This is a genomic window from Collimonas sp. GW821-FHT07E08 (genome assembly GCF_059418905.1).
Genome location: NZ_JBWKQR010000022.1, coordinates 29,661 through 50,154 on the forward strand (window position 1 = coordinate 29,661; position 20,494 = coordinate 50,154).

Below are 20,494 nucleotides of genomic sequence, written 5' to 3' on the forward strand. Positions count from 1 at the left end.
GCTTTAATAAAAATTAGTCGAAGCTAAAGTTAACGTCGATGTCAGCTCAGCAGTTTTTTCAGCGCATCAATGAACGCCGCGTTTTCATCCGGCAAACCGATCGTGACGCGCAACCACTGCGGCAAGCCATAGTTGGCGACCGGACGCACAATGATGCCCTGCTTCAGCAGGGCCAGGTTGACGCGGGCGCCGGCGCCTTCGTCTTCACCTACCTTGACCATGACGAAGTTGCCGAACGAAGGCACGTATTCCAAACCCAGTTCGTCGAAGGCCTGCGTCAGCTGGCGATAGCCGTCACGATTCAGCTGCGCGCTGCGCTGCAGGAAAGCGGTGTCGTTCAAGGCCGCCACCGCGGCGGCTTGCGCCAGCGAGTTGACGTTGAACGGCTGGCGGATCCGGTTCAGCAGGTCGGTTATCGCCGGTTGGGCGATACCGAAGCCGATGCGCAAGCCAGCCAGTCCATAGGCTTTCGACATCGTGCGCGAGACCAGCAGGTTCGGATATTTGCGCACCCAGGAGATCGACTCGTATTGCAGCTCCGGCGGCAGGTACTCGTTGTAGGCTTCATCCAGCACCACCACGATTTGCGGCGGCACGTGCGCCAGGAAAGCGTCGAGTTCGGCGGCCGGGATGAAGCTGCCGGTCGGGTTGTTCGGATTGGCGATGAAGATCAGCTTGGTATCGTCGGTAATGGCGGCAGCCATGGCGTCGAGGTCATGGCCGTAATCCTTGGCCTTGACTACGATGGCGCGCGCGCCCACGGCCTGGGTCGCCAGGGCGTACACCACAAAAGAATATTCCGCATACATCGCGGCTTGGCCCGCCTGCACGAAAGCATGGGTAGCCAGTTCAAGGATATCGTTGCTGCCGTTGCCCAGCGTAATCCACTCAGCCGGCACGTCGTATTTGGCGGTGATCGCGGCTTTCAGGTCGAAGCCGTTGGCGTCCGGGTAGCGGCCGATATCGGCGACTGCCTTTTGCATCGCGACCTTGGCCGATTCCGGCATGCCCAGCGGATTTTCATTGGAGGCCAGCTTGATGATCTTGGCTTCGTCCAGGCCAAACTCGCGCGCGACTTCGGCAATCGGCTTGCCGCCCTGGTACGGGGCGATAGCGCGTACATATTCTGGACCAAATTTAATTGACATTGTCTGCTTTCGAAACGTGTTGTTGATTGCTTATCGGCTATTTGCTCAGAAGCTGCGCGGATACGATCCCAGCAGCTTGTAGAACGCGGCGTTTTGCTGCAACTCCGCCAGCGCCTTGGCTACCTTGTCGTCTTCCGCATGTCCCTCGACGTCGACATAGAAATAATATTCCCATGCGCCCATGCGCGCCGGCCGCGACTCGAAGCGCGTCATCGAAACGCCGTGCTTGGCGAGCGGCGCCAGCAACTTGTAAACGGCGCCGGCCTTGTTCGCCACCGACAGCACCAGCGACGTCTGGTCCTTGCCGCTGGCGCCGTTTTTCAGGCGGCCGACCACAGCGAAGCGGGTGCGGTTGTGCGGATCGTCCTGGATGTGGGCGCTGACGATCTGCAGATCGTATTTTTGCGCAGCGATTTCGCCGGCAATTCCCGCCACCGTGGCGTTTTCACTGGCCATGCGCGCCGCCTCGGCGTTGGACGCGACCGCCTGCCGTTCGATATTCGGATAGTGCTGGTTGAGCCAGGCATTGCATTGCGCCAGCGCCTGTGAATGCGCGCAAATGCGGGCCACGCCATCCATCGTGCCGGCTTTGCTCATCAGGCTGTGATGGACCGGGATCGACACTTCGCCACTGATGCTGAGCGTGGTCTGCAGCAGCAAATCAAGGGTGCGGTTGATCACGCCTTCGGATGAATTCTCGATAGGCACCACGCCGAAATCCGCCGTGCCGGCTTCGGCCGCGCGGAACACTTCGTCGATCGACACGCAGGCAAGGCCTTCCACCGCGTGGCCGAACTGCTGGTACACCGCCTGCTCGCTAAACGTGCCGGCCGGCCCCAGGTAGGCAACCGTGACGCGCTTTTCCAAAGCGCGGCATGCCGACATCACTTCGCGGAAAATGGTTTGCACATCGCTGCCTTGCAGCGGGCCGGGATTGCGCTCGGCGACTTTTTGCAAGACTTGCGCCTCGCGCTCAGGGCGGAACACCGGCGCATTGGTCTCGGCCTTGACGTGGCCGACCTCTTGCGCAATCTGGGCACGGCGATTCAGCAAGGCCAGGATTTCGGCATCGATCGCATCGATCTGCTGACGCAGCGGGAGGAGTTTGTCTTCGCTCATATTTCTATCTTTGGTTCTGTTGCTTGGCTAAGCAGGTCATCAAAACAAGCTGTGGTCGGCAACGGGCTAGCCGTGCTGCTTTTCGAATTCTTTCATGTAAGCCACCAGGGCTTGCACGCCAGCCAGCGGCATCGCGTTGTAGATCGACGCACGCATGCCGCCAACCGACTTATGCCCCTTCAACTGCAGCAAGCCAGTCTCTTTGGCGCCGGCCAGGAAAGCGTCGTTCAGTGTTTCATCTGCAAGGAAAAAGGGCACGTTCATGCGCGAGCGGCAGTTGCTGGCGATCTTAGTCCGATAGAAACCGGTCGAGTCCAGGTAGTCATACAACAGCGCTGCCTTGGCGATATTGCGCTGTTCCATCGCAGCCACGCCGCCCTGCTTCTTGATCCACTGGAACACCAGCCCGGCGATATAAATCGCATAGGTCGGCGGCGTGTTGTACATGGAATCGTTGTCGGCCACGATTTTCCAGTTGAACGCAGAAGGACAAGCCGGCAAGGCATGGCCGAGCAAATCTTCGCGCACCACTACCAGGGTCAGCCCGGCCGGCCCGATATTCTTTTGCGCGCCGCCGTAGATCACGCCGTATTTGGACACATCCACCACGCGCGACAAGATGTGCGAAGACATGTCGGCCACCAGCGGCGCGCCGTCGGTTTCAGCGGCGATATCGGGCGTGAACTGGTATTCGACGCCGTCGATGGTTTCATTGGTGCAGAGATGGACGTATGCCGGATCTTTGGACAGCTGCCAGCTGTCGCGCTCAGGTATCTGCGCGAAATGGCTATCTTCGGAAGAGGCTGCGACGTTGACGTTGCCATAGCGCCGCGCTTCCTTCAGCGACTTGGTCGACCAGGAACCGGTATTGATGTAATCGCTGGTGGCCGGCTGGGCACGGCCGTCGCGGCCCAGCAGGTTGAGCGGCACGATCGCGTTCTCGGCAATCGCTCCGCCCTGCATGAACAGCAGCTTGTAATTGTCCGGCACGGCAAGCAGCTCACGGAAATCGTGCTGCGCCGCCGCCAGGATAGACATGAATTCTTTGCCACGATGGCTCATTTCCATCACGGACATGCCGCTGCCCTGCCAGTCCAGCATTTCGGCGGCAGCTTGCTGCAGCACCTCTTTCGGTAACACAGCGGGGCCAGCAGAAAAATTATAGATAGGCATGATGAATAGCGTCAGATAAAAAACCGAGATTGACTACGAACCAACAGATGGCGTTACTGTGCTGCTACTGCTACAAATATCCAAACCCGAACCATGCGCGCCCCGGCTGCGGGCCGGGGCGCGATGCCGTCTTTACTCCGCAGCCGGATCGGTCGGGCCGCGATCGGTCGGGCCGCCGCCTTCTTCGGCGTTGCCGCCGGCATCGGCGTCGGCTTCTGTTTCCACCTCGGCGTCAGACTCGACCACCCGCTGCAAACCGCTCAGCTTGTTGCCGTCTTCCACCGCGATCAACGTCACGCCCTGGGTCGCACGGCCCATTTCACGGATCTCGGCAACCCGGGTACGGATCAGGATGCCGCCGGTGGTGATCAGGATGATTTCATCGCTAGGCTCAACCAGCGTGGCGGCGACTACCTTGCCGTTGCGCTCGCTGGTCTGGATCGCGATCATGCCCTTGGTGCCGCGGCCATGGCGGGTGTACTCGGTGATCGGGGTACGTTTGCCGAAGCCATTTTCAGTGGCCGTCAACACCGATTGCTGTTCGTTTTCAGCGACCAGCAAGGCGATCACCTGCTGGCCGTCTTCCAGGTTCATGCCGCGCACGCCGCGCGCGGTACGGCCCATCGGACGCACGTCGTTTTCGTCGAAACGCACTGCCTTGCCGGAATCGGAGAACAGCATGACGTCATGCTGGCCGTCGGTCAGCGCGGCGCCGATCAGGAAATCGCCCTCATCGAGGTCGACCGCGATGATCCCGGCCTTGCGTGGATTGCTGAAATCCGACAACGGAGTTTTCTTGACGGTGCCCAGGCTGGTCGACATGAAGACATAACGGTCTTCCGGGAAACTGCGGTTGGCGCCGGACAACGGCAACACCACGGTGATCTTCTCGCCATCCTGCAGCGGGAACATGTTGACGATAGGCTTGCCGCGCGAGTTGCGCGAGCCTTGCGGCACTTCCCAGATCTTCAGCCAGTACAAACGGCCGCGGTTGCTGAAGCACAAAATGTAATCGTGGGTATTGCCGACGAACAGCTGGTCGATCCAGTCGTCGTCCTTGGTGGCCATGGCCTGCTTGCCGCGGCCGCCGCGTTTTTGCGCACGGTATTCCGACACCGGCTGCGCCTTCATGTAGCCGGTATGCGACAAGGTTACCACCATGTCTTGCGGCGTGATCAGGTCTTCGGTGCCGAGATCGGTAGGATTGTGTTCGATCTGCGAGCGGCGCTCATCCTTGTTGCCGATGCCGTATTCATTCTTGGCCGCGGTCATTTCGTCAGTGATGATGACGGTGACGCGTTCCGGCTTGGCCAGGATGTCCAGCAGGTCGGCGATCTGCGCCATCACCTCTTTGTACTCGTTGACGATCTTGTCTTGCTCCAGGCCGGTCAGGCGCTGCAGGCGCATCTGCAGGATTTCCTGCGCCTGGTCATCCGACAGCTTGTACAAGCCGTCAGTCTGGATGCCGTAATGCTTAGGCAGGTTTTCCGGACGGAAGGATTCGATGCCGCCGATGTTCTCGTCGCCGGTGCGGGCCAGCATTTCGCGCACCATGGACGAATCCCAGGCGCGCGCCATCAGCTCGGTTTTTGCAACCGGCGGCGTCGGCGCGGCTTTGATCAGGGCGATGAAATCGTCGATATTGGCCAGCGCCACTGCCAGGCCTTCCAGCACGTGGCCGCGTTCGCGCGCCTTGCGCAGTTCGAACACGGTGCGGCGCGTGACGACTTCGCGGCGGTGCGACAAGAAGCATTCCAGCATCTGCTTCAGGTTCAGCAGTTTCGGCTGGCCGTCGACCAGCGCCACCATGTTCATGCCGAAGGTATCCTGCAGCTGGGTCTGCTTGTACAGGTTGTTCAGCACGACTTCAGCGACTTCGCCGCGCTTGAGTTCGATCACCACGCGCATGCCGGACTTGTCCGACTCGTCGCGCAGGTCGGAAATGCCTTCCAGCTTCTTGTCGCGCACCAGTTCAGCGATACGTTCCAGCAAAGCCTTCTTGTTTACCTGGTACGGCAGTTCGTCGATGATGATCGCGGTGCGGCCTTCACGTCCGAATTCTTCGAAATGGGTCTTGGCACGCATCACCACGCGGCCGCGGCCGGTGCGGTAGCCATCGCGCACGCCGGACACGCCGTAGATGATGCCGGCGGTCGGGAAGTCCGGCGCCGGGATGATTTCGATCAGCTCGTCGATGGTGCAATCGGCATTGCGCAATACATGCAAGGCGCCGTCGATCACTTCAGTCAGGTTGTGCGGCGGGATGTTGGTCGCCATGCCGACCGCGATGCCGGACGAACCGTTGATCAGCAGGTTCGGGATGCGCGTCGGCAGCACCGACGGTTCTTTTTCCTTGCCGTCGTAGTTGGGCACGAAATCGACGGTTTCCTTGTCGAGGTCGGCCAGCAGCTCGCCGGCGATCTTGTCCAGGCGGCACTCGGTGTAACGCATCGCTGCCGCGCCGTCGCCGTCGATCGAACCGAAATTGCCCTGGCCGTCGACCAGCATGTAGCGCAGCGAAAACGGTTGCGCCATGCGCACCAGCGTGTCGTAGATCGAAGCGTCGCCGTGCGGGTGGTACTTACCCATGGTCTCGCCGACCACGCGCGCGCACTTCACGAACGGGCGATTCCAGACATTGTTCATTTCGTGCATCGCGAACAAGACCCGGCGGTGCACCGGCTTGAGGCCGTCACGCACATCCGGCAGCGCACGGCCGACGATCACGCTCATCGCGTAATCGAGATAGCTCTTGCGCATTTCTTCTTCGAGGGAAATTGGGATTGTTTCTTTAGCGAATTGATCCATTAGCGAGTCGGCGAGTCTTTACTTGGGTTGATCGATCACAGATATCTATATCCGATATAAACCGGCATTCAGGACGGCAATCGCGGCGCAAGGCCGCATGTTGCCAGGAACGCTGGTAATAAGACGTATGATTTTAGCACGCGGGGCGGCCGGTTCAGGCTTTTCAGGGAGCGCGCAAGATCCTGGGCGGCGGGGGCAGAAAATCTGGCCGCCGGAAAAAATATGTTTAAATGCCGCCTTGCCCTGCAATCAGGCGATTTTGAATATCGTCCCGCCTCGCCATTTCTTTCAGGAAACAATTTATGCGCCATACCATCGTGCTGAGTCTATTAATAGGCTCGGCTTCCGGCTTCGCAGCCAATCCCGGCTTCGCCCAGACCGTCCCGGCCCGGGCTACTCCTGAAAACAGCGCTTATCTGCAGGACGGAAGCGGTCCGGTCGTGCGCAGCCAGGATGGCTTGTGCTGGCGCTCCGGCTACTGGGACCAGAATGACGCGGTCATCGGTTGCGACGGCGCCCTGGCGGCGCCGGTCATGAAGGCCAGTGCGCCTGCCCTGGTCGCCGATCCGATGATCGCCAGCAATGAAATCGCCCCTGCTGCCGTGACCACACGATGCAATGCCAGCGTGACGCTGGCGAGCGACCAGAACTTTGGTTTCGGGAAGGCAACGCTGACCAATGCCGCCAAGCAGCGCATCGACCAGCAAGTCATTACCGAACTGACAAACTGCGGCAGCGCGGATCTGATATTGGTTACCGGCCATACCGACCGCCTCGGCTCAGAGAAATATAACCGGAAGCTATCGGTGCAACGCGCCGCTAACGTAGCCAGCTATTTGAAGAGCAAAGGCGTGACCAGCAAAATAGAAATTGCCGGCGCCGGCGCATCGGATCCGATATTGCAATGCAGCAACAAACTGAGCCGCAAAAAACTTGTCGATTGCCTAAGCCCCAACCGCAGAGTCGTAATAAAAATGCAATCAAATTAAAATAAAATAGATAGTTCTCTTGCGCCGATGTAAGATGACGCCCGTGGTGATGTTTTCATAGTGTTATGTTGTATGAAAACAACGAAGCAGGCAAAACGTGGGCTGGATCATTTGGCATCCTTCGCTAGCGCTTGCAGCCTGTGGCAGAATGGTGGTCAAGTTCATTGCGTGTGGTCAATCCCACATGTAACGGCCTGAACCACGTGGTACTATCCAATTTTTGATGTCGTATATTAGTTGCGCAGTTAATCTGCGGATATCTCAACCGAGAGGAGAAACATGAATAAATTAGCAAAACTCGTCTTCGCTGCGTCCGCAGTCGTCGCACTCTCTGCCTCTGCGCAGGAAATCAAAGATATCCAGGCAAACACTCCTAACAGTGCTTACGTGCAAGATGCACGTGGTGTAATCGCACGTGACCCGTACGGTCTGTGCTGGCACACCGGCTACTGGACACCAGCTGACTCGGTTCCAGGTTGCGACGGCGAAATCGCTCAAGCTGCTCCAGCTCCAGTTGCTCCAGCTCCAGCACCAGTCGTTCCAGCACCAGCACCAGTTTCGCAAAAGGTTACTTTTGCTGCTGACGCATTCTTTGACTTCGACAAAGCTGTCCTGAAGCCAGAAGGCAAAGCAAAACTGGATGACCTGACATCGAAACTGGGCGCAATCAACCTGGAAGTCATCATCGCTGTTGGCCACACTGACTCGGTCGGTTCTGTTGCTTACAACCAAAAACTGTCGGTTCGCCGCGCTGAAGCTGTCAAGGCATACCTGGTACACAAGGGTATCGAAGCTAACCGTGTTTACACCGAAGGCAAGGGCAAGTCGCAACCGGTCGCTGATAACAAGACCGCTGCTGGCCGCGCTAAAAACCGTCGCGTTGAAATCGAAGTTGTTGGTACAAGCAAGTAATCGACTCAACCTCGATCAGAGAACCCCGCCTCGGCGGGGTTTTTTTTCGTACAAAAAACCAGCGCCAAGGGCCAGCCCGGAAACTTTCGGCGATGGTTTTTAATCAGACAACAAACCGCAACGCTGTACTTCCAGCTATGATTCAACCTATGAACGCAGACCCATCAGAACTCAAGAAATTCAGCGACCTGGCTCACCGTTGGTGGGATCCGGAATCGGAATTCCGCCCTCTGCATGAAATCAATCCCTTGCGCCTGGAGTGGATCAACTCGCGCGCCGCGCTGGCCGGCAAGAACGTGCTGGATATCGGCTGCGGCGGCGGCATCCTGGCCGAATCCATGGCGCGCAAAGGCGCTACCGTCACCGGCATCGACCTGTCCGACAAAGCCCTGAAGGTAGCTGACCTGCACAGCCTGGAATCTGGCATCCAGGTGCGTTACGAGAAAATCGCCGCTGAAGAAATGGCCAGCCGCGAAGCCGGGCAATTTGACGTGGTGACCTGCATGGAAATGCTGGAGCACGTACCCGATCCGGCATCCATCGTGCGCGCCTGCGCCACGCTGGTGAAACCTGGCGGGCAAGTGTTTTTCTCCACCTTGAACCGCAACCTGAAAGCCTACCTGCAAGCGGTACTGGCGGCCGAATACCTGCTGCGCATGCTACCCAAAGGCACGCACGACTACGCCAAGTTCATCACACCGGCCGAACTGGCGCAGTTCGTCCGCAACACCGGACTGGCGGTGGATGTCATGCGCGGCATGAGCTACAACCCGCTGACCCGGATCTATTCGCTCAACCAGGACACCAGCGTCAACTACCTGATGGCTTGCACCCGGCCTGGGTAATTGCTTCGAGCCGGCGCCGTACCTGATCAGCGCCGGCCGTTTTATCGTATTTTAGGAACCACCCATGCCCTTGCCAATGCCGCGCGCCATCCTGTTTGATCTTGACGGTACGCTTGCCGACACTGCTCCGGACCTGGCTGCCGCACTGAACCGATTGCGCCGCGACCGCGGCTTGAGCAGCACCCCGTACGAACAGCTCAGGCCGCATACTTCGGCCGGCGCGCGCGGCATGATAGGCGCCGCCTTCGGCCTGAAGCCTGGCGATCCCGACTATGAAGAACTGCGGGTCGGTTTCCTCGACCATTACGCCGCCGCACTGGCGGTCGACAGCACCTTGTTCGACGGCATACCTGCCTTGCTCAACGACCTGCGCCAGCGCCGCCTGGGCTGGGGCGTAGTCACCAACAAAGCCGCCAGGTTTACCGATCCCCTGGTTTCCCAGATCGGCCTGGGAGATGCGGATTGCGTCATCTCCGGCGATACCACTCCCCATGCAAAACCCCATCCGGAACCGCTGCTGGAAGCCGCCCGGCGCCTCAATCTGCAGCCGCAGGAATGCTGGTATGTCGGCGACGACCTGCGCGACATCCAGGCCGGCCGCGCGGCGGGCATGGTTACCGTGGCCGCGGCCTGGGGTTATTGCGGCGAAAGCGCGCCGCAATCCTGGGACGCGGATGCCCTGATCGATGCTCCCCATCAATTGCTGGCTTTGCTGCCGCAAGCAATCTCGAAGAATTGAATTAATCAGCGGGCAATACTGTCTGGCGGTATATTGTGGACATGCTTGCCCATAAGGAATAAAAATGGCAAATATCCCCCGTCCTTCCTGGCTGCCGCGTGCAATGCGCTGGACCGGCATCGCAGTCATCGTGTTGCTGGTGCTGGCACTGATCAGCTGGCTGGCGGTGCCGCCTGTCGCCAAGCACCTGGTCGAACAACAGATCGAAGCCCAGCTCGGGCGCAAGGCAACCGTCGGCAAGATCGACTTCAACCCTTTCAGCCTGGCGCTGACGGTATCTGATTTCACGCTCTACGAGCAGGACAAGACCACTGCCGCATTCTCGGCAAAAACGCTGCTGGTCAACGCCTCGTCGGCCTCGCTGTTCCGGCTGGCGCCGGTGCTCAATGAAGCCAAGCTGGTCGATCCCCGTCTGCACGTGGTGCGCACCAGCGCCGACGGCATCGGCCGCTACAATTTCTCCGACATCATCGACCGTATCCTGGCGATGCCGAAGAGCGACAAGCCGACCCTGTTTTCGGTGTCCAACATCCAGCTCGAAAACGGCAGCATCAAGTTCGACGACAAGGTAACCAACAAGCTGGTCGACATCCAGGCGCTCAACATCGGCGTACCCTATGTCTCGAACTTCCCGAGCAAGGTCGACACTTTTGTGCAGCCGCACCTGTCGGCCAAAGTCAACGGTACGCCGTTCGACCTGAGCGGCCGCAGCAAGCCATTCGCCGGCAGCCTGGAAACCTCGCTGGCGATCGATATCGACCAGCTCGATGTCGCCAGCTTCGTGGCGTTTTCTCCGGTGGCGCTGCCGCTGGCGATCCAGAGCACCAAGCTGTCGACCAAGCTCGACCTGACTTTCATGCGCAACAAGGACAAACCCGAAGTATTGCTGTCGGGCGCGATCAAGCTGGCCGACGTCGCCCTCGCCGACAAGAATGCAGCGCCGCTGCTCAAGGCACAGGCGATCAATGCCCAGATCAATAAACTCAACGTCCTGACCGGCGCCGCCGCGCTTGACCAGATCGACATCCAGCAACCGGAAGTCTGGGTCAACCTGAACGCCGATGGCAGCCTGAACTGGGCGGCGCTGAGCACCCCGGCTGCGAAGCAGGAAATCACCAAGGATGCCGCCAAGGATGCGCCGAAAAAACCAGCCGGCCCGGCACCGCAGATGACGCTGGCCAAACTCAGCATCCACGGCGGCACCGTCAACTGGCTGGATGCCGCCAACGCCTCGCCGGCGCTGAACCTGCAGGTCAAGAACGTCGCGCTGGATGCGAGCCGGCTGTCGCTGGCCGCCGACGCCAAACCGGCGACCGTAACCCTTTCCAGCGGCACCGAAAACGACCAGCGCATCCAGTTCATCGGCCAGATCACGCCTGCCAAAGGCATCGTCGCCGGCAAGGCCAGCATCAACGCCTTGTCGCTGGCGCCGTACCAGCCTTATGTCAACCGCTCCCTGGCGGCGGTATTGTCCGGCCAGCTGTCGCTCAGCACCTTGCTGGCGATCGACGGCAGCCGCATCCGCCTGCACCAGCTGGGCATCGATGTAGATGATCTCAAGGTAGCAGCAAAAACCAGCACGGGCGGCAGCATAGGGGCCAAGAAAATCAGCCTGGAAAACGCCAGCGTCGACACCGAAGCCCACACTTTCAACGCCGATGCCTTGCACCTGGCAGGCATACAAGGCGATGTGCGGCGCGACGCCCAGGGCAAACTCAACCTGCAGCAATTCATCGCCAATACCGGCAGCGCCGGCAAGGCCGCCCCTGCCGCGCCCGCCAAGAAAAGCGGGCCTGACTGGGTCGCTACCCTGGGCAAGTTTGCCGTCAGCGACAGCAGCCTGGCTTACCAGGACGATGCGGTAAAACCGGCCGCCAAGCTGCGCGCAGACGGCCTCAACCTGAGCGCCGAAAACATCTCCAGCAAACTCGATAAACCGATCAAGGTTTCCCTGCGCACCCAGCTTAACAAGACCGGCAAATTGTCGGCCGACGGCAGCGTCGCCGCGCAAATGAAATCCATCACCCTCGACCTCGACGCGCAAAACCTGCCGGTGGCCGCTTTCCAGCCGTATTTTACCGACTACGTGAACGTTAACCTGACTTCGGGCCAGGCCAGCACCAAAGGCAAATTGTCGCTGACGCCGCCCAGCGGCCGCCAGGAACTCGCCACCAGTTATAACGGCAACCTGCGCCTGGCTAATTTCCGCGTGCTCGACAAGGAAACCTCGGCCGATTTCCTGAAATGGAAACTGCTCGACGTCAGCGGCATCAACGCCAATATCGGCGGCCCGCGCCAAAACGTCACGCTGGCGAAGATTGCCCTGACCGATTTTTATGCGCGCATCATCTTGTCCGAATCGGCCAAGCTGAACTTGCAGGATATCGTCGTCTCGAAAAACGCCCCGGCCGGCACGCCTGCACCGTCCCTGACTTCCGCGGAGGCGGGTGAAGGCATGGGCCAGAGGACGCAAAAAGTCACCAAGTCGACTGCCGAAGGCAAGGTCACCGTGGCCCCCATCGCCGCCGCGCCGCCTAAAGAGAATGCACCGGTGGTCAAGATCGGCCAGGTGGTCATCAAGGGCGGCAACATCAACTACACCGACAACTTCGTCAAACCGAACTACACCGCCAACATGACCGGCATGAACGGTACCGTCGGCGCAATTGCTTCCGACAAGCCGGCGCCGGCGCCGATAGACCTCAACGGCAAGATTGACAACGACGCTCCGGTCGCCATTTCCGGCTCGCTGAATCCTTTGTTCAAGCCGATGTTCCTCGACATCAAGGCCAGCGCCAACGGCGTCGAATTGCCGCGCCTGACTCCGTATGCCGCCAAGTACGCCGGCTACGCCATCGAAAAGGGCAAGCTGTCGATGGATGTCAGCTACCGCATCGAAAACGACAAGCTGGTGGCGCAGAACAATGTGCGCATCGACCAGCTTACTTTCGGCAACAAGATCGACAGCCCTACCGCCACCAAGCTGCCGGTGCTGCTGGCAGTCGCCTTGCTGAAAGACCGTAACGGCCAGATCAACATCAACCTGCCGATTTCCGGCACCTTGTCCGATCCGGAATTCTCGATAGGCGGCATCATCGTCCGCATCTTCGTCAACCTGATCGTCAAGGCCGTCACTTCACCGTTCGCGCTGATCAGCTCGGCCTTCGGCGGCGGCGCCGGCGGCGACGATCTCGGCTACGCTGAATTCGCGCCCGGTTCAGCCACCCTCACAGCCGCTACCCAAAGCAAGCTGGACACCCTGGCCAAGGCCCTGACCGACCGCCCGGCGCTGAAGCTGGACCTGATCGGCCGGGTCGATCCGAAAAGCGATACCGACGGCGTCCGCCAGCAAATCCTCAACCGCAAGCTGAAAGCGCTGAAACTCAAGGATTCGGTTGACGGCAGCGACGATGCGCAATCGGACGATGTGGCCTTGACCGATGCCGACAAAGAGAAATACATGGGCAAGGTATATGGCTCGGAAAAATTCGACAAGCCGCGCAACGTGATCGGCCTGTCAAAATCGCTGCCGACCGCGGAGATGGAAAAACTCATCGTCGCCAACACCGCTGTGACCCAGGACGCCTTGAGCGCGCTGGCAACCCGGCGCGCCGAAGCCGTCCGCAAATACCTGGAGACCAAGGGCCAGATCCCGCTGGAACGGATCTTCCTGATCGCGCCGAAACTGACCGCCGACGGCATCAAGGACAAGGGCCAGCCGAACCGGGTCGATTTTGCGCTGAAATAGAGAGATTCCGGCAAGAGGAAAATTTCCTCTTGCCGGAAGAGCGACGGGAACATCACACGCGTTGCAGCCCCAGTGAAAACACCACGCCGTCCGCCACATTCAATGCCGTAATGGTCCCGCCCATCTTGGCCATATACGTCTTGGCCACAAAAAGTCCTTGTCCCCTGCTGCCGTTCGCACCAGCCTCAAGCTGATCCGACACGCCGTATTCGAAAATCTTGCCGATCAGTCCTTCAGCGATATTCGGCCCGTAGTTATGGATGGCGATGGTGGCAGCGGTTTCCGTGGTTTTCAGGTCGATGGAGATCATGGAACCCGGCTGGCGGCAGCGATCGGCATTGCGCAAGACATGCGTTACCACATCTTCCAGGGAGTAATCGTCGGCCCTGACCATCACGCCCTCCTGGCCGCCGGAAAACCTGACGTCCGCAATGCCGACCAGCGGCGCATTGTCCGCCACGTTTCCGAGAAAAGCGCCGATGTCGATTGCCGTCACTTGCAACACCGTAGATTGAAACGCTTCGCTGGGAGAGGCGCTGCCATACAGCACCCGCACCGCCTGCTGCATGCGGTTGATGTAGCGGCTGCTCTGGCTTTCGGCCGTGCCGTGCAAGGCCATCAGCGACTGCAGCGGCGACATGATTTCATGGCCCACCGCATGCCACATTTCCTTTTCCTGCTCGGCGCGGATTTCCTCCCGTTCGACATCTTCCTTGACGCGCCTCAGCAGGTCATGCAGGCAGCTTGCCAGCACGCCAAGCTCATCGGCGCCGCGCAGGTCGGCCAGGTTGAACTGGTCGAGGCCGCCTGAACCCTTGACGATCTTCGACACCTTGGCTGCACGCCGGGTCAGCATCGTGATGCGGCGGATAATGCCGATCTCGATGATCAGCCAGGCCACGAACAAGGCCAGCAGCATCGCCCCGACAAACCACAATACCCGCGCCGCCACGACGCCCAGGCTGCGATTGACGCTGCGCTCGTCGCCGATCAGGGTGACGTCATAGATCCCCGCCGACGTCACGACGGATTCCCTGCTTTCGTTCGGCGCGCCGGCTTCGTCCACGGGAAGGCGGCGCACCAGCCGGCTTAGCAGGCGCGAGGTATCGTCCGGGTGATCTTCGGCGCCGACCAGGCTGACCAGGTCAGCGCCGCCTGCCGCGCCACGCTTCCTGATGCGCAAGCTCTCGCCCGGCAGCAGAAGCGAGGCCAGGTCGCCCACCGAAAATGCCCGCGCCGCGGCGGCGCTTTTACTGTCGAAAAGCAGTGGGCCATCGCCCGGGGGCAAGACCTCGATGCGCACCTGGATGTTATCCAGGTCGGCCGGCGGCCAGACCGGATTTTTTTCCTGGAACAGGGCATCCTGCAGGACACCCACCGGCAGGCGCAGCGAGAAAAATGAACTGCGCGGGCAATCGGCATCGCCGTCGCCCTGCCCGGGCTTGCTGCATAAGGTGCTTTGCCAGATCCAGCCGCGGAAATCCTTGACCGGCCTGGACCCCACGCGGCCGCTATCGTCATCGAGGAAACCGGTCAGGCGGCCATGCGCTCCACGCGTTTGCACGGCATTCGGATCGCCGTTCTTTTCAAACGGCGCGATCCAGCGATAGGTCTGCCCGCGCAGCGTCACTGTCACCCGCACGCGATGCGCGTCGCCGATATCCTGCTCGCCGCGTTGGTGCGGCATCAGTTCGTCGCTGACGAAACTGCCGGCCACATAAATGAAACCGCCGGCCCACGGGTTGTTGCCGACGGCCACGCATAGCGCGCCGTCGTCGCCATACTGCACCAGGCAGCCAGACATGGTGATCGCTTGCCGCACTTTGTTCTGGTCGTCGAAATCGAGCGAGGGAAACGGCAGCAACACCGGATGCAGCGCAGCCGCATCGCCATTTTCAGCGCGTGGATTCAACAGCGCCAATTGTCCGGCAGGATGACGCAAGGTGGCCAGGATCTGGTCGCCGGTCTTGCGGAAACTGGCCTGGTAATTCTTGTAGCTCAGCTGCTTTTCCTGCTGCAGCACGTATAGCGCCAGCGCAACGGTAGCCACCGCCAGCAGCAGGAAGGCGCCGCGAAACAGGATGCGCAAGCGGTATTGGGCGATATTCGGAAAGCTGAACTTCATATGCAGTCATCCCCGCGGTTGAAGTGGCCGCACATCATTTTTCCTGGTCAACCCAGCGAAAGCCGCGCATCGGGATATTTTCAATGCAGGCAAACTCTGCATCGACCTCGCGGAACGCATCGCGGATGGTGCTGACATGCTTGCGGATATTGTCGCGATTGCGTCCGCTCTTGACCACCTGGAACAGCTGTTCATAGGTGACAACCTGGCCGCGATGCTCGTACAGCGCCGCCAGCAGGCGCTGCGCCGTCAGCGGCAGGTTGATGCGTTGCGCGCGCCAGATCGGGGTCTTCTGGCGCAGCGGGTCGATCGACAGTTCATTGCTGCTGGCCGCGGGCGCGCCCTCCTTCGCGCTGTTGCGGTCCTTTGCGGCGCGCAGGATTTCCAGGAAGGTATCGATGAAATCGGATTCCTCGAAGGTTGCCTTTTGCAGGTAGTCCCAGGCATCCAGCGCCTTCATGATGCTGCGGTAGATGGTGGCCGGCATGGCCGACACCACCAGCACTGGCGTTGCCTGGCCCTTGTTGATGGCATTGATGATGGCGACGCCGGCATGGCGCTCGCGCCCTAGCTCGATGTCAAGCACCACCAGGTCATAGTTCTCGCGCGCCAGCGCCGCTTCGGCGTCGTCGCGCGTATACCACTGGTCGACGTGGATGCCGGGCTTGGCCGATTCGATCCAGCCCTTGAGCTGGTTGCTGGTCGGGATGTCGTCTTCGATCACCGCTACTTTTTGTGCCTGCTTTGACATTTTTTCTCCGCTGCATCCGCTATCAATGACGCCCCTCGTCCTCGCTCTTTTCGCGGCTTGCCCGCTGCTCCCGTGCATCTGCAGGGAGAAGGCGCCCGCATGCGGGACGGAGGGTCATGAAAGTATCCACGCTTTCCCATGAATTGTCTGCGCCGCGCTGTGAGTATTTCTTCACACGGCTTACCGGACTGCGACGTTGCGGAGCATTCACCGCCCCCGGATAACGCGACTGCCCCGGCCTGGCCATTGTTACTTCCGCGGCCTGGAGCGCAAGATTCTCCCCAGGGAAAAGCACTGCATGCCGCTCCCAACCATCGAATTACTACATCAACCGGGGGAAATATCATGTCTGAACGGCTCGAATCACTGGCGCAGGGCTTGCTTGCGCTGCTCACCACCACCATTTCGGCAATCGGCGCTGCGCTGGCCGGCCTGGGCCGCGCTGCGCGGCGTGCCTGGATGCTGCTGCTGGCGCTCGCGCTGATAGGCGGCAGCGGCTACGAACTGGTTACCCACCCGCCGTTCAAGCCCCTGGAGCCCGGCGAAGTCGGCATCCGCGCCAACAAGCTCACCGGCGGCACCACCGAGGTGAAAGACGGCCTGGTGGTGGTCATCCCCGGCCTGCATGAACTGCGGCGCTACTCGCTGCTCGACCAGGTCTACCGCCCGGTCCGCAGCAGCAAGGCGAATGGCGAAGCACCGTTCCAGTCGATCGAGGGCCTGTCGCTGGGCGTGGACCTGACCATCCGCTACGCCATCGACCCGGCCAGGCTGGCCGCCATCGCAGAAAAACTGCCTGCCGACATCAACGGCGAGATCGTCGAGCCGATGGTGCAGGGCGTGATCTACAAATCCTTCACCCGGTATTCGGTGCGCGACATCTTTTCCACCAAGCGCGGCGAAATCCAGAAGGAAATAGAAAACGAATTGAAACCGAAACTGGCGGCTGACGGCATCATCCTGCGCGGCGTGCAGATGGGCCAGGTCGACCTGCCGCCGGAGTACCGCCAAGGCATGGAAAAATTGCTGGCCGAAGAACTGGAAAGCGAAAAAATGAAATACACGCTGGAGCTGAAGAGCAAGCAGGTGCGGCAAACCGAGCTGGAAGCCGAAGCCGACAAGGTCAAACGCGAAAAATCGGCGGAAGCGGCCGGCAACGAACAAATCATCGCCGCCAAGGCCCAGGAAGAAGCCATGAAGCACGTGTTGCCGTTCAAGCAAAAGCAGATCGAGCAGCGCCAGTATGAAGCCGAGGCAGAAAAGGTATCGCGCATCAAGACCGCCGAGGGCAGCGCAGAAGCGCGCCGCATCGAAGCCACGGGTGAGGCCGATTCACGCCACAAGCTGGCCGACGTCGAAGCCTACCGCCTGGAAACCATCGGCAAGGTCACCAGCGCCCAGCTTGAACGCGACGGCGCGCTGATCTCGAAGAATCCCTTGCTGATCCAGAAAACCATGGCCGACAAGCTGTCCGACAAGATCTCGGTAATCATCGCCGCGCCCCCGGCCAACGGCGGCTTCATCGGCTCTGCCCTGCTCGGCGGCGGCCAGGCGGTTGCCTCGCAAAACCCGCAAGCCAGCGTTACCGCACCTCAGGAGACACAGCAATGATGCTCGCCGCCCTGGCCCTGGTCGCCATCGTCACCCAGGATAGCGCCGCCCTGCGCGCCGCGCCCCGCGAATCTGCCCAGCAGCAAGCCGTACTCTGGCAAGGCGACAGCCTGGAAGTGCGCGGCGAGAAGATGGACTACCTGCAGGTATACGATCACCGCCGCGAACGCGGCGGCTATATCCGCGCTTCGCAAGTACGCACCCAGTCGCTGGAGCCGAAAGACGCTCCTGACCTGCTGGCGGTGGTGCGCTTCCTGCGCGACACGCCGGGAGCCGAAGCGCTCGGCATCAGCTACGCGGCGGCCTACCTGAAAGCGGCGCCGGCCGAAGCCATCGGCCCCGAGCCATTCGATGCGCTGGGCGCCATGGCGGAACGGCTGGCGCGCCGCGCCTCCGCCAAACGCGGAAAAACCGACGACACCGTATTGGCGGCCCATCTTGAAGTGGCATCCAGCTACGGCATCAGCATGCAGGGCTTCGAGCGCGATGGGCGCATCCAGCTTTGCTACAACGGTGAAGCCTTCCGCCGCGTATTGGCCATGAAATCGGACGATGGGCAGCGCGCCCGCGCCGCCCTGGCGCTGACCCGGCCCGAATGCGTAGACCCCAACCTCACGCCCACCGACCGCAACAGCCTGGATGCCTGGCGCGGCGACATCCTCGACCGCGTGCAATTGACCAACCTGCCCGAATACGAAAAAAACCGCCTGCGCCTGCGCCGCGCCGGCGTCTGGGCCAGCATCGCCTTCGAACGCGCCAGGCAGCGCCTGCCGGCCCAGGAAGCCGCCAACCGCGCCCTGCAGGAACTGGCCGGCGTCAACAAGGAAGAAATCGCCGAACCGGACGCAGCAGCCTATACCGATGCTGCAGTGCGCGTCGCTGCCTCGCGCTGGGCGGCAGAACCGGAACCGGCAGCCGGCAGCGGCCTGGCGGTCATCACCGCGCCCGGTGAAACCGGCGAAACCTGCGTCGCGCTGGTAGACGCCAAACACGATCAAAAGAACCCGCTCTTCAAGCGCTGCACCTATGGCCTGGTCTGGAAAGCCTCGGCCAGCGTCAACGCCCAGCAAACCGCACTGGCGCTCGCGGTGCAACCGCTCGATTCGTGGCGCGAGCTCTGGGTATTCCATCAGGGAGATAAGGGCTGGACCGTCGACATCCTGCCGCCGGCCGCGAACGCGCCCGATGTCGGCTACCTGGAATTCGCCGGCTGGGTGCCGGGCAGCGCCAAGATGCTGGCGGTGCGCGAAGCGCGCGTGGACGGGCGCTTCAAACGCAGCTTTGAAGTAATCCGGATGGATACCATGGATGTCGAGAAACAGGCTGACAACCCGCGCTCCCTGACCCTGTTTTACCGCTGGCAGGACCCGGCCTGGAAGAGAGGAACCTTGAGCATGCGGTGACGGCGGATGCGCAAGCCGGGCTGGAAAGCCCGGCATGGCGCCAGGCAAGAGCCGGGATGCGAGCTGGAAATCCGCGCCATTGGCTCCAAGCCAGCCAGGCGCACGGCATGCCCGTCTCGGATCGAGCGATAAAGTGCTATACTGACAGCTGCTTTACCCTTCGGGGGCGACCTGGTTTCGACGTGGGTTACAAAGCAGCGCAGGGCATACCGAGGACCGACTACCTCGTAAATACAATCGGAATAGATCTAACTGCAAACGATAACTCGTACGCACTAGCCGCTTAATAACCGGTTAGCTCTACACCATCTCGTCCCTGGGGTGGGCTGGTAAAACAGCAGTAGAGTCATTTACAGGGAATCGCTTTTAGCCGGGTTACTTGGCTGAAAGTTAAATTTAGGTGACTCGCCTGAACGAAGCGTGTGCGTCCGCGTCGGCTGGGTTAAATCAAATGACAGCACTAAGTATGTAGAACTGTCTGTAGAGGACTTGCGGACGCGGGTTCGATTCCCGCCGCCTCCACCAATATATCGTTTTAAATCAAAGACTTGAAATTATAGTGCTGTCATGTATGGGGTGTTTTGGGGGCTGTTTGGGCTCCAGAATGGCAACATAATGGCAGCATTTCTTTTTTCATCTAATGAGGCGGATTCGATTTCCGCCACCTCCCCTATTACAAACCACACCAGGCCGCCGCAAACCTCGTAAATACTGGGGGTTTCAAAAGCTGCGAGGTCTGGCGATGGCTCAAATAGTCTCCATTTCCGCCCAAATTTCGCCCACGTTTGCAACTTAGCGATAACGCTGTTACCAATCTCGCCCACCAATAATCGCACCCATGAATCGGCGTCAGTCAATCCTGACGCCGATCGTCATTTTGGGCGGACATTTTTTTGACAATATCGGCATGTGTTGTTTATTTACAATATTTGAATGTCAAATATTGTCATGTATTGTCACGTATTGTCATGCGGCAATGTAATCCTGAGAAAATGAATTGTTAAATCAAATACCGATTTAATAGCATATGCGAGGGATTTTTAGAATTCAAAACGTTAAATACCATCTTTCATTGTTAAGTTCTCAATGCGAGCCACAAACACGAAATGTTAAATCTATAAGC

At 60.0% G+C, this 20,494-nt stretch carries 14 protein-coding genes and 1 other RNA gene; 8 read left to right on the forward strand and 7 right to left on the reverse strand.

Annotated features, from left to right (window positions below; translation table 11 throughout):
* Positions 1 to 41: 41 nt before the first annotated feature.
* The 4 genes from hisC to gyrA form a co-directional block, all read right to left on the reverse strand.
* Complete coding sequence (gene hisC / locus AC07RZ_RS22210; RefSeq protein WP_494669600.1) at positions 42 to 1,148, reverse strand: histidinol-phosphate transaminase; 1,107 nt, start codon at positions 1,146 to 1,148, stop codon at positions 42 to 44.
* A gap of 45 nt (positions 1,149 to 1,193) precedes the next feature.
* Positions 1,194 to 2,267: a prephenate dehydratase gene (pheA, locus tag AC07RZ_RS22215; RefSeq protein ID WP_144742637.1), complete on the reverse strand. Its 1,074-nt coding sequence runs from the start codon at positions 2,265 to 2,267 to the stop codon at positions 1,194 to 1,196.
* A 66-nt stretch (positions 2,268 to 2,333) separates the two neighbouring features.
* Positions 2,334 to 3,440 carry a 3-phosphoserine/phosphohydroxythreonine transaminase gene (serC, locus tag AC07RZ_RS22220; RefSeq protein ID WP_494669601.1) on the reverse strand — a complete coding sequence of 369 codons (1,107 nt, stop codon included), beginning with the start codon at positions 3,438 to 3,440 and terminating at the stop codon, positions 2,334 to 2,336.
* Positions 3,441 to 3,572: 132 nt separating this feature from the next.
* Positions 3,573 to 6,248, reverse strand: a complete 2,676-nt coding sequence (gene gyrA, locus AC07RZ_RS22225) for a DNA gyrase subunit A (protein WP_494669602.1) — start codon at positions 6,246 to 6,248, stop codon at positions 3,573 to 3,575.
* Between the two features lie 302 nt (positions 6,249 to 6,550).
* On the opposite strand from gyrA, the gene AC07RZ_RS22230 reads away from it, so the two are divergent.
* From AC07RZ_RS22230 to AC07RZ_RS22250, 5 genes are all read left to right on the forward strand, one after another.
* Positions 6,551 to 7,237, forward strand: coding sequence for an OmpA family protein (locus AC07RZ_RS22230; protein WP_494669603.1), 687 nt, complete (start codon positions 6,551 to 6,553; stop codon positions 7,235 to 7,237).
* A gap of 279 nt (positions 7,238 to 7,516) precedes the next feature.
* On the forward strand, positions 7,517 to 8,149 hold the full coding sequence (gene ompA / locus AC07RZ_RS22235) for an outer membrane protein OmpA (RefSeq protein ID WP_092400396.1): 633 nt from the start codon (positions 7,517 to 7,519) through the stop codon (positions 8,147 to 8,149).
* A 149-nt stretch (positions 8,150 to 8,298) separates the two neighbouring features.
* Positions 8,299 to 8,994, forward strand: a complete 696-nt coding sequence (gene ubiG, locus AC07RZ_RS22240) for a bifunctional 2-polyprenyl-6-hydroxyphenol methylase/3-demethylubiquinol 3-O-methyltransferase UbiG (RefSeq protein ID WP_342831536.1) — start codon at positions 8,299 to 8,301, stop codon at positions 8,992 to 8,994.
* Positions 8,995 to 9,058: 64 nt separating this feature from the next.
* On the forward strand, positions 9,059 to 9,733 hold the full coding sequence (locus tag AC07RZ_RS22245; RefSeq protein WP_494669604.1) for an HAD family hydrolase: 675 nt from the start codon (positions 9,059 to 9,061) through the stop codon (positions 9,731 to 9,733).
* A 64-nt stretch (positions 9,734 to 9,797) separates the two neighbouring features.
* A complete protein-coding gene (locus tag AC07RZ_RS22250; protein WP_494669605.1) occupies positions 9,798 to 13,481 on the forward strand; it encodes a DUF748 domain-containing protein in 3,684 nt (1,227 codons plus the stop codon).
* A gap of 52 nt (positions 13,482 to 13,533) precedes the next feature.
* Here AC07RZ_RS22250 and AC07RZ_RS22255 read toward each other — a convergent pair whose 3' ends face one another.
* Positions 13,534 to 15,606 (reverse strand): sensor histidine kinase, encoded by a 2,073-nt coding sequence (locus tag AC07RZ_RS22255; RefSeq protein ID WP_494669606.1) that lies wholly within the window; start codon positions 15,604 to 15,606, stop codon positions 13,534 to 13,536.
* 34 nt (positions 15,607 to 15,640) lie between these two features.
* Positions 15,641 to 16,357, reverse strand: coding sequence for a response regulator (locus AC07RZ_RS22260; RefSeq protein WP_144742644.1), 717 nt, complete (start codon positions 16,355 to 16,357; stop codon positions 15,641 to 15,643).
* Positions 16,358 to 16,702: 345 nt separating this feature from the next.
* Between AC07RZ_RS22260 and AC07RZ_RS22265 the strand changes: the two genes are divergently transcribed.
* The 3 genes from AC07RZ_RS22265 to ssrA all read left to right on the forward strand — a co-directional run bounded on the left by AC07RZ_RS22265 (position 16,703) and on the right by ssrA (position 19,896).
* On the forward strand, positions 16,703 to 17,968 hold the full coding sequence (locus AC07RZ_RS22265) for a prohibitin family protein (protein WP_494669607.1): 1,266 nt from the start codon (positions 16,703 to 16,705) through the stop codon (positions 17,966 to 17,968).
* Positions 17,965 to 19,371, forward strand: a complete 1,407-nt coding sequence (locus AC07RZ_RS22270; RefSeq protein WP_494669608.1) for an SH3 domain-containing protein — start codon at positions 17,965 to 17,967, stop codon at positions 19,369 to 19,371. Before AC07RZ_RS22265 ends, AC07RZ_RS22270 begins: the two co-directional genes overlap by 4 nt.
* A gap of 162 nt (positions 19,372 to 19,533) precedes the next feature.
* Positions 19,534 to 19,896, forward strand: a transfer-messenger RNA (tmRNA) gene (gene ssrA, locus AC07RZ_RS22275).
* A gap of 29 nt (positions 19,897 to 19,925) precedes the next feature.
* Here the strand turns inward: ssrA and AC07RZ_RS22280 are convergent.
* Positions 19,926 to 20,228 (reverse strand): hypothetical protein, encoded by a 303-nt coding sequence (locus AC07RZ_RS22280; RefSeq protein ID WP_494669609.1) that lies wholly within the window; start codon positions 20,226 to 20,228, stop codon positions 19,926 to 19,928.
* Positions 20,229 to 20,494 lie beyond the last annotated feature (266 nt).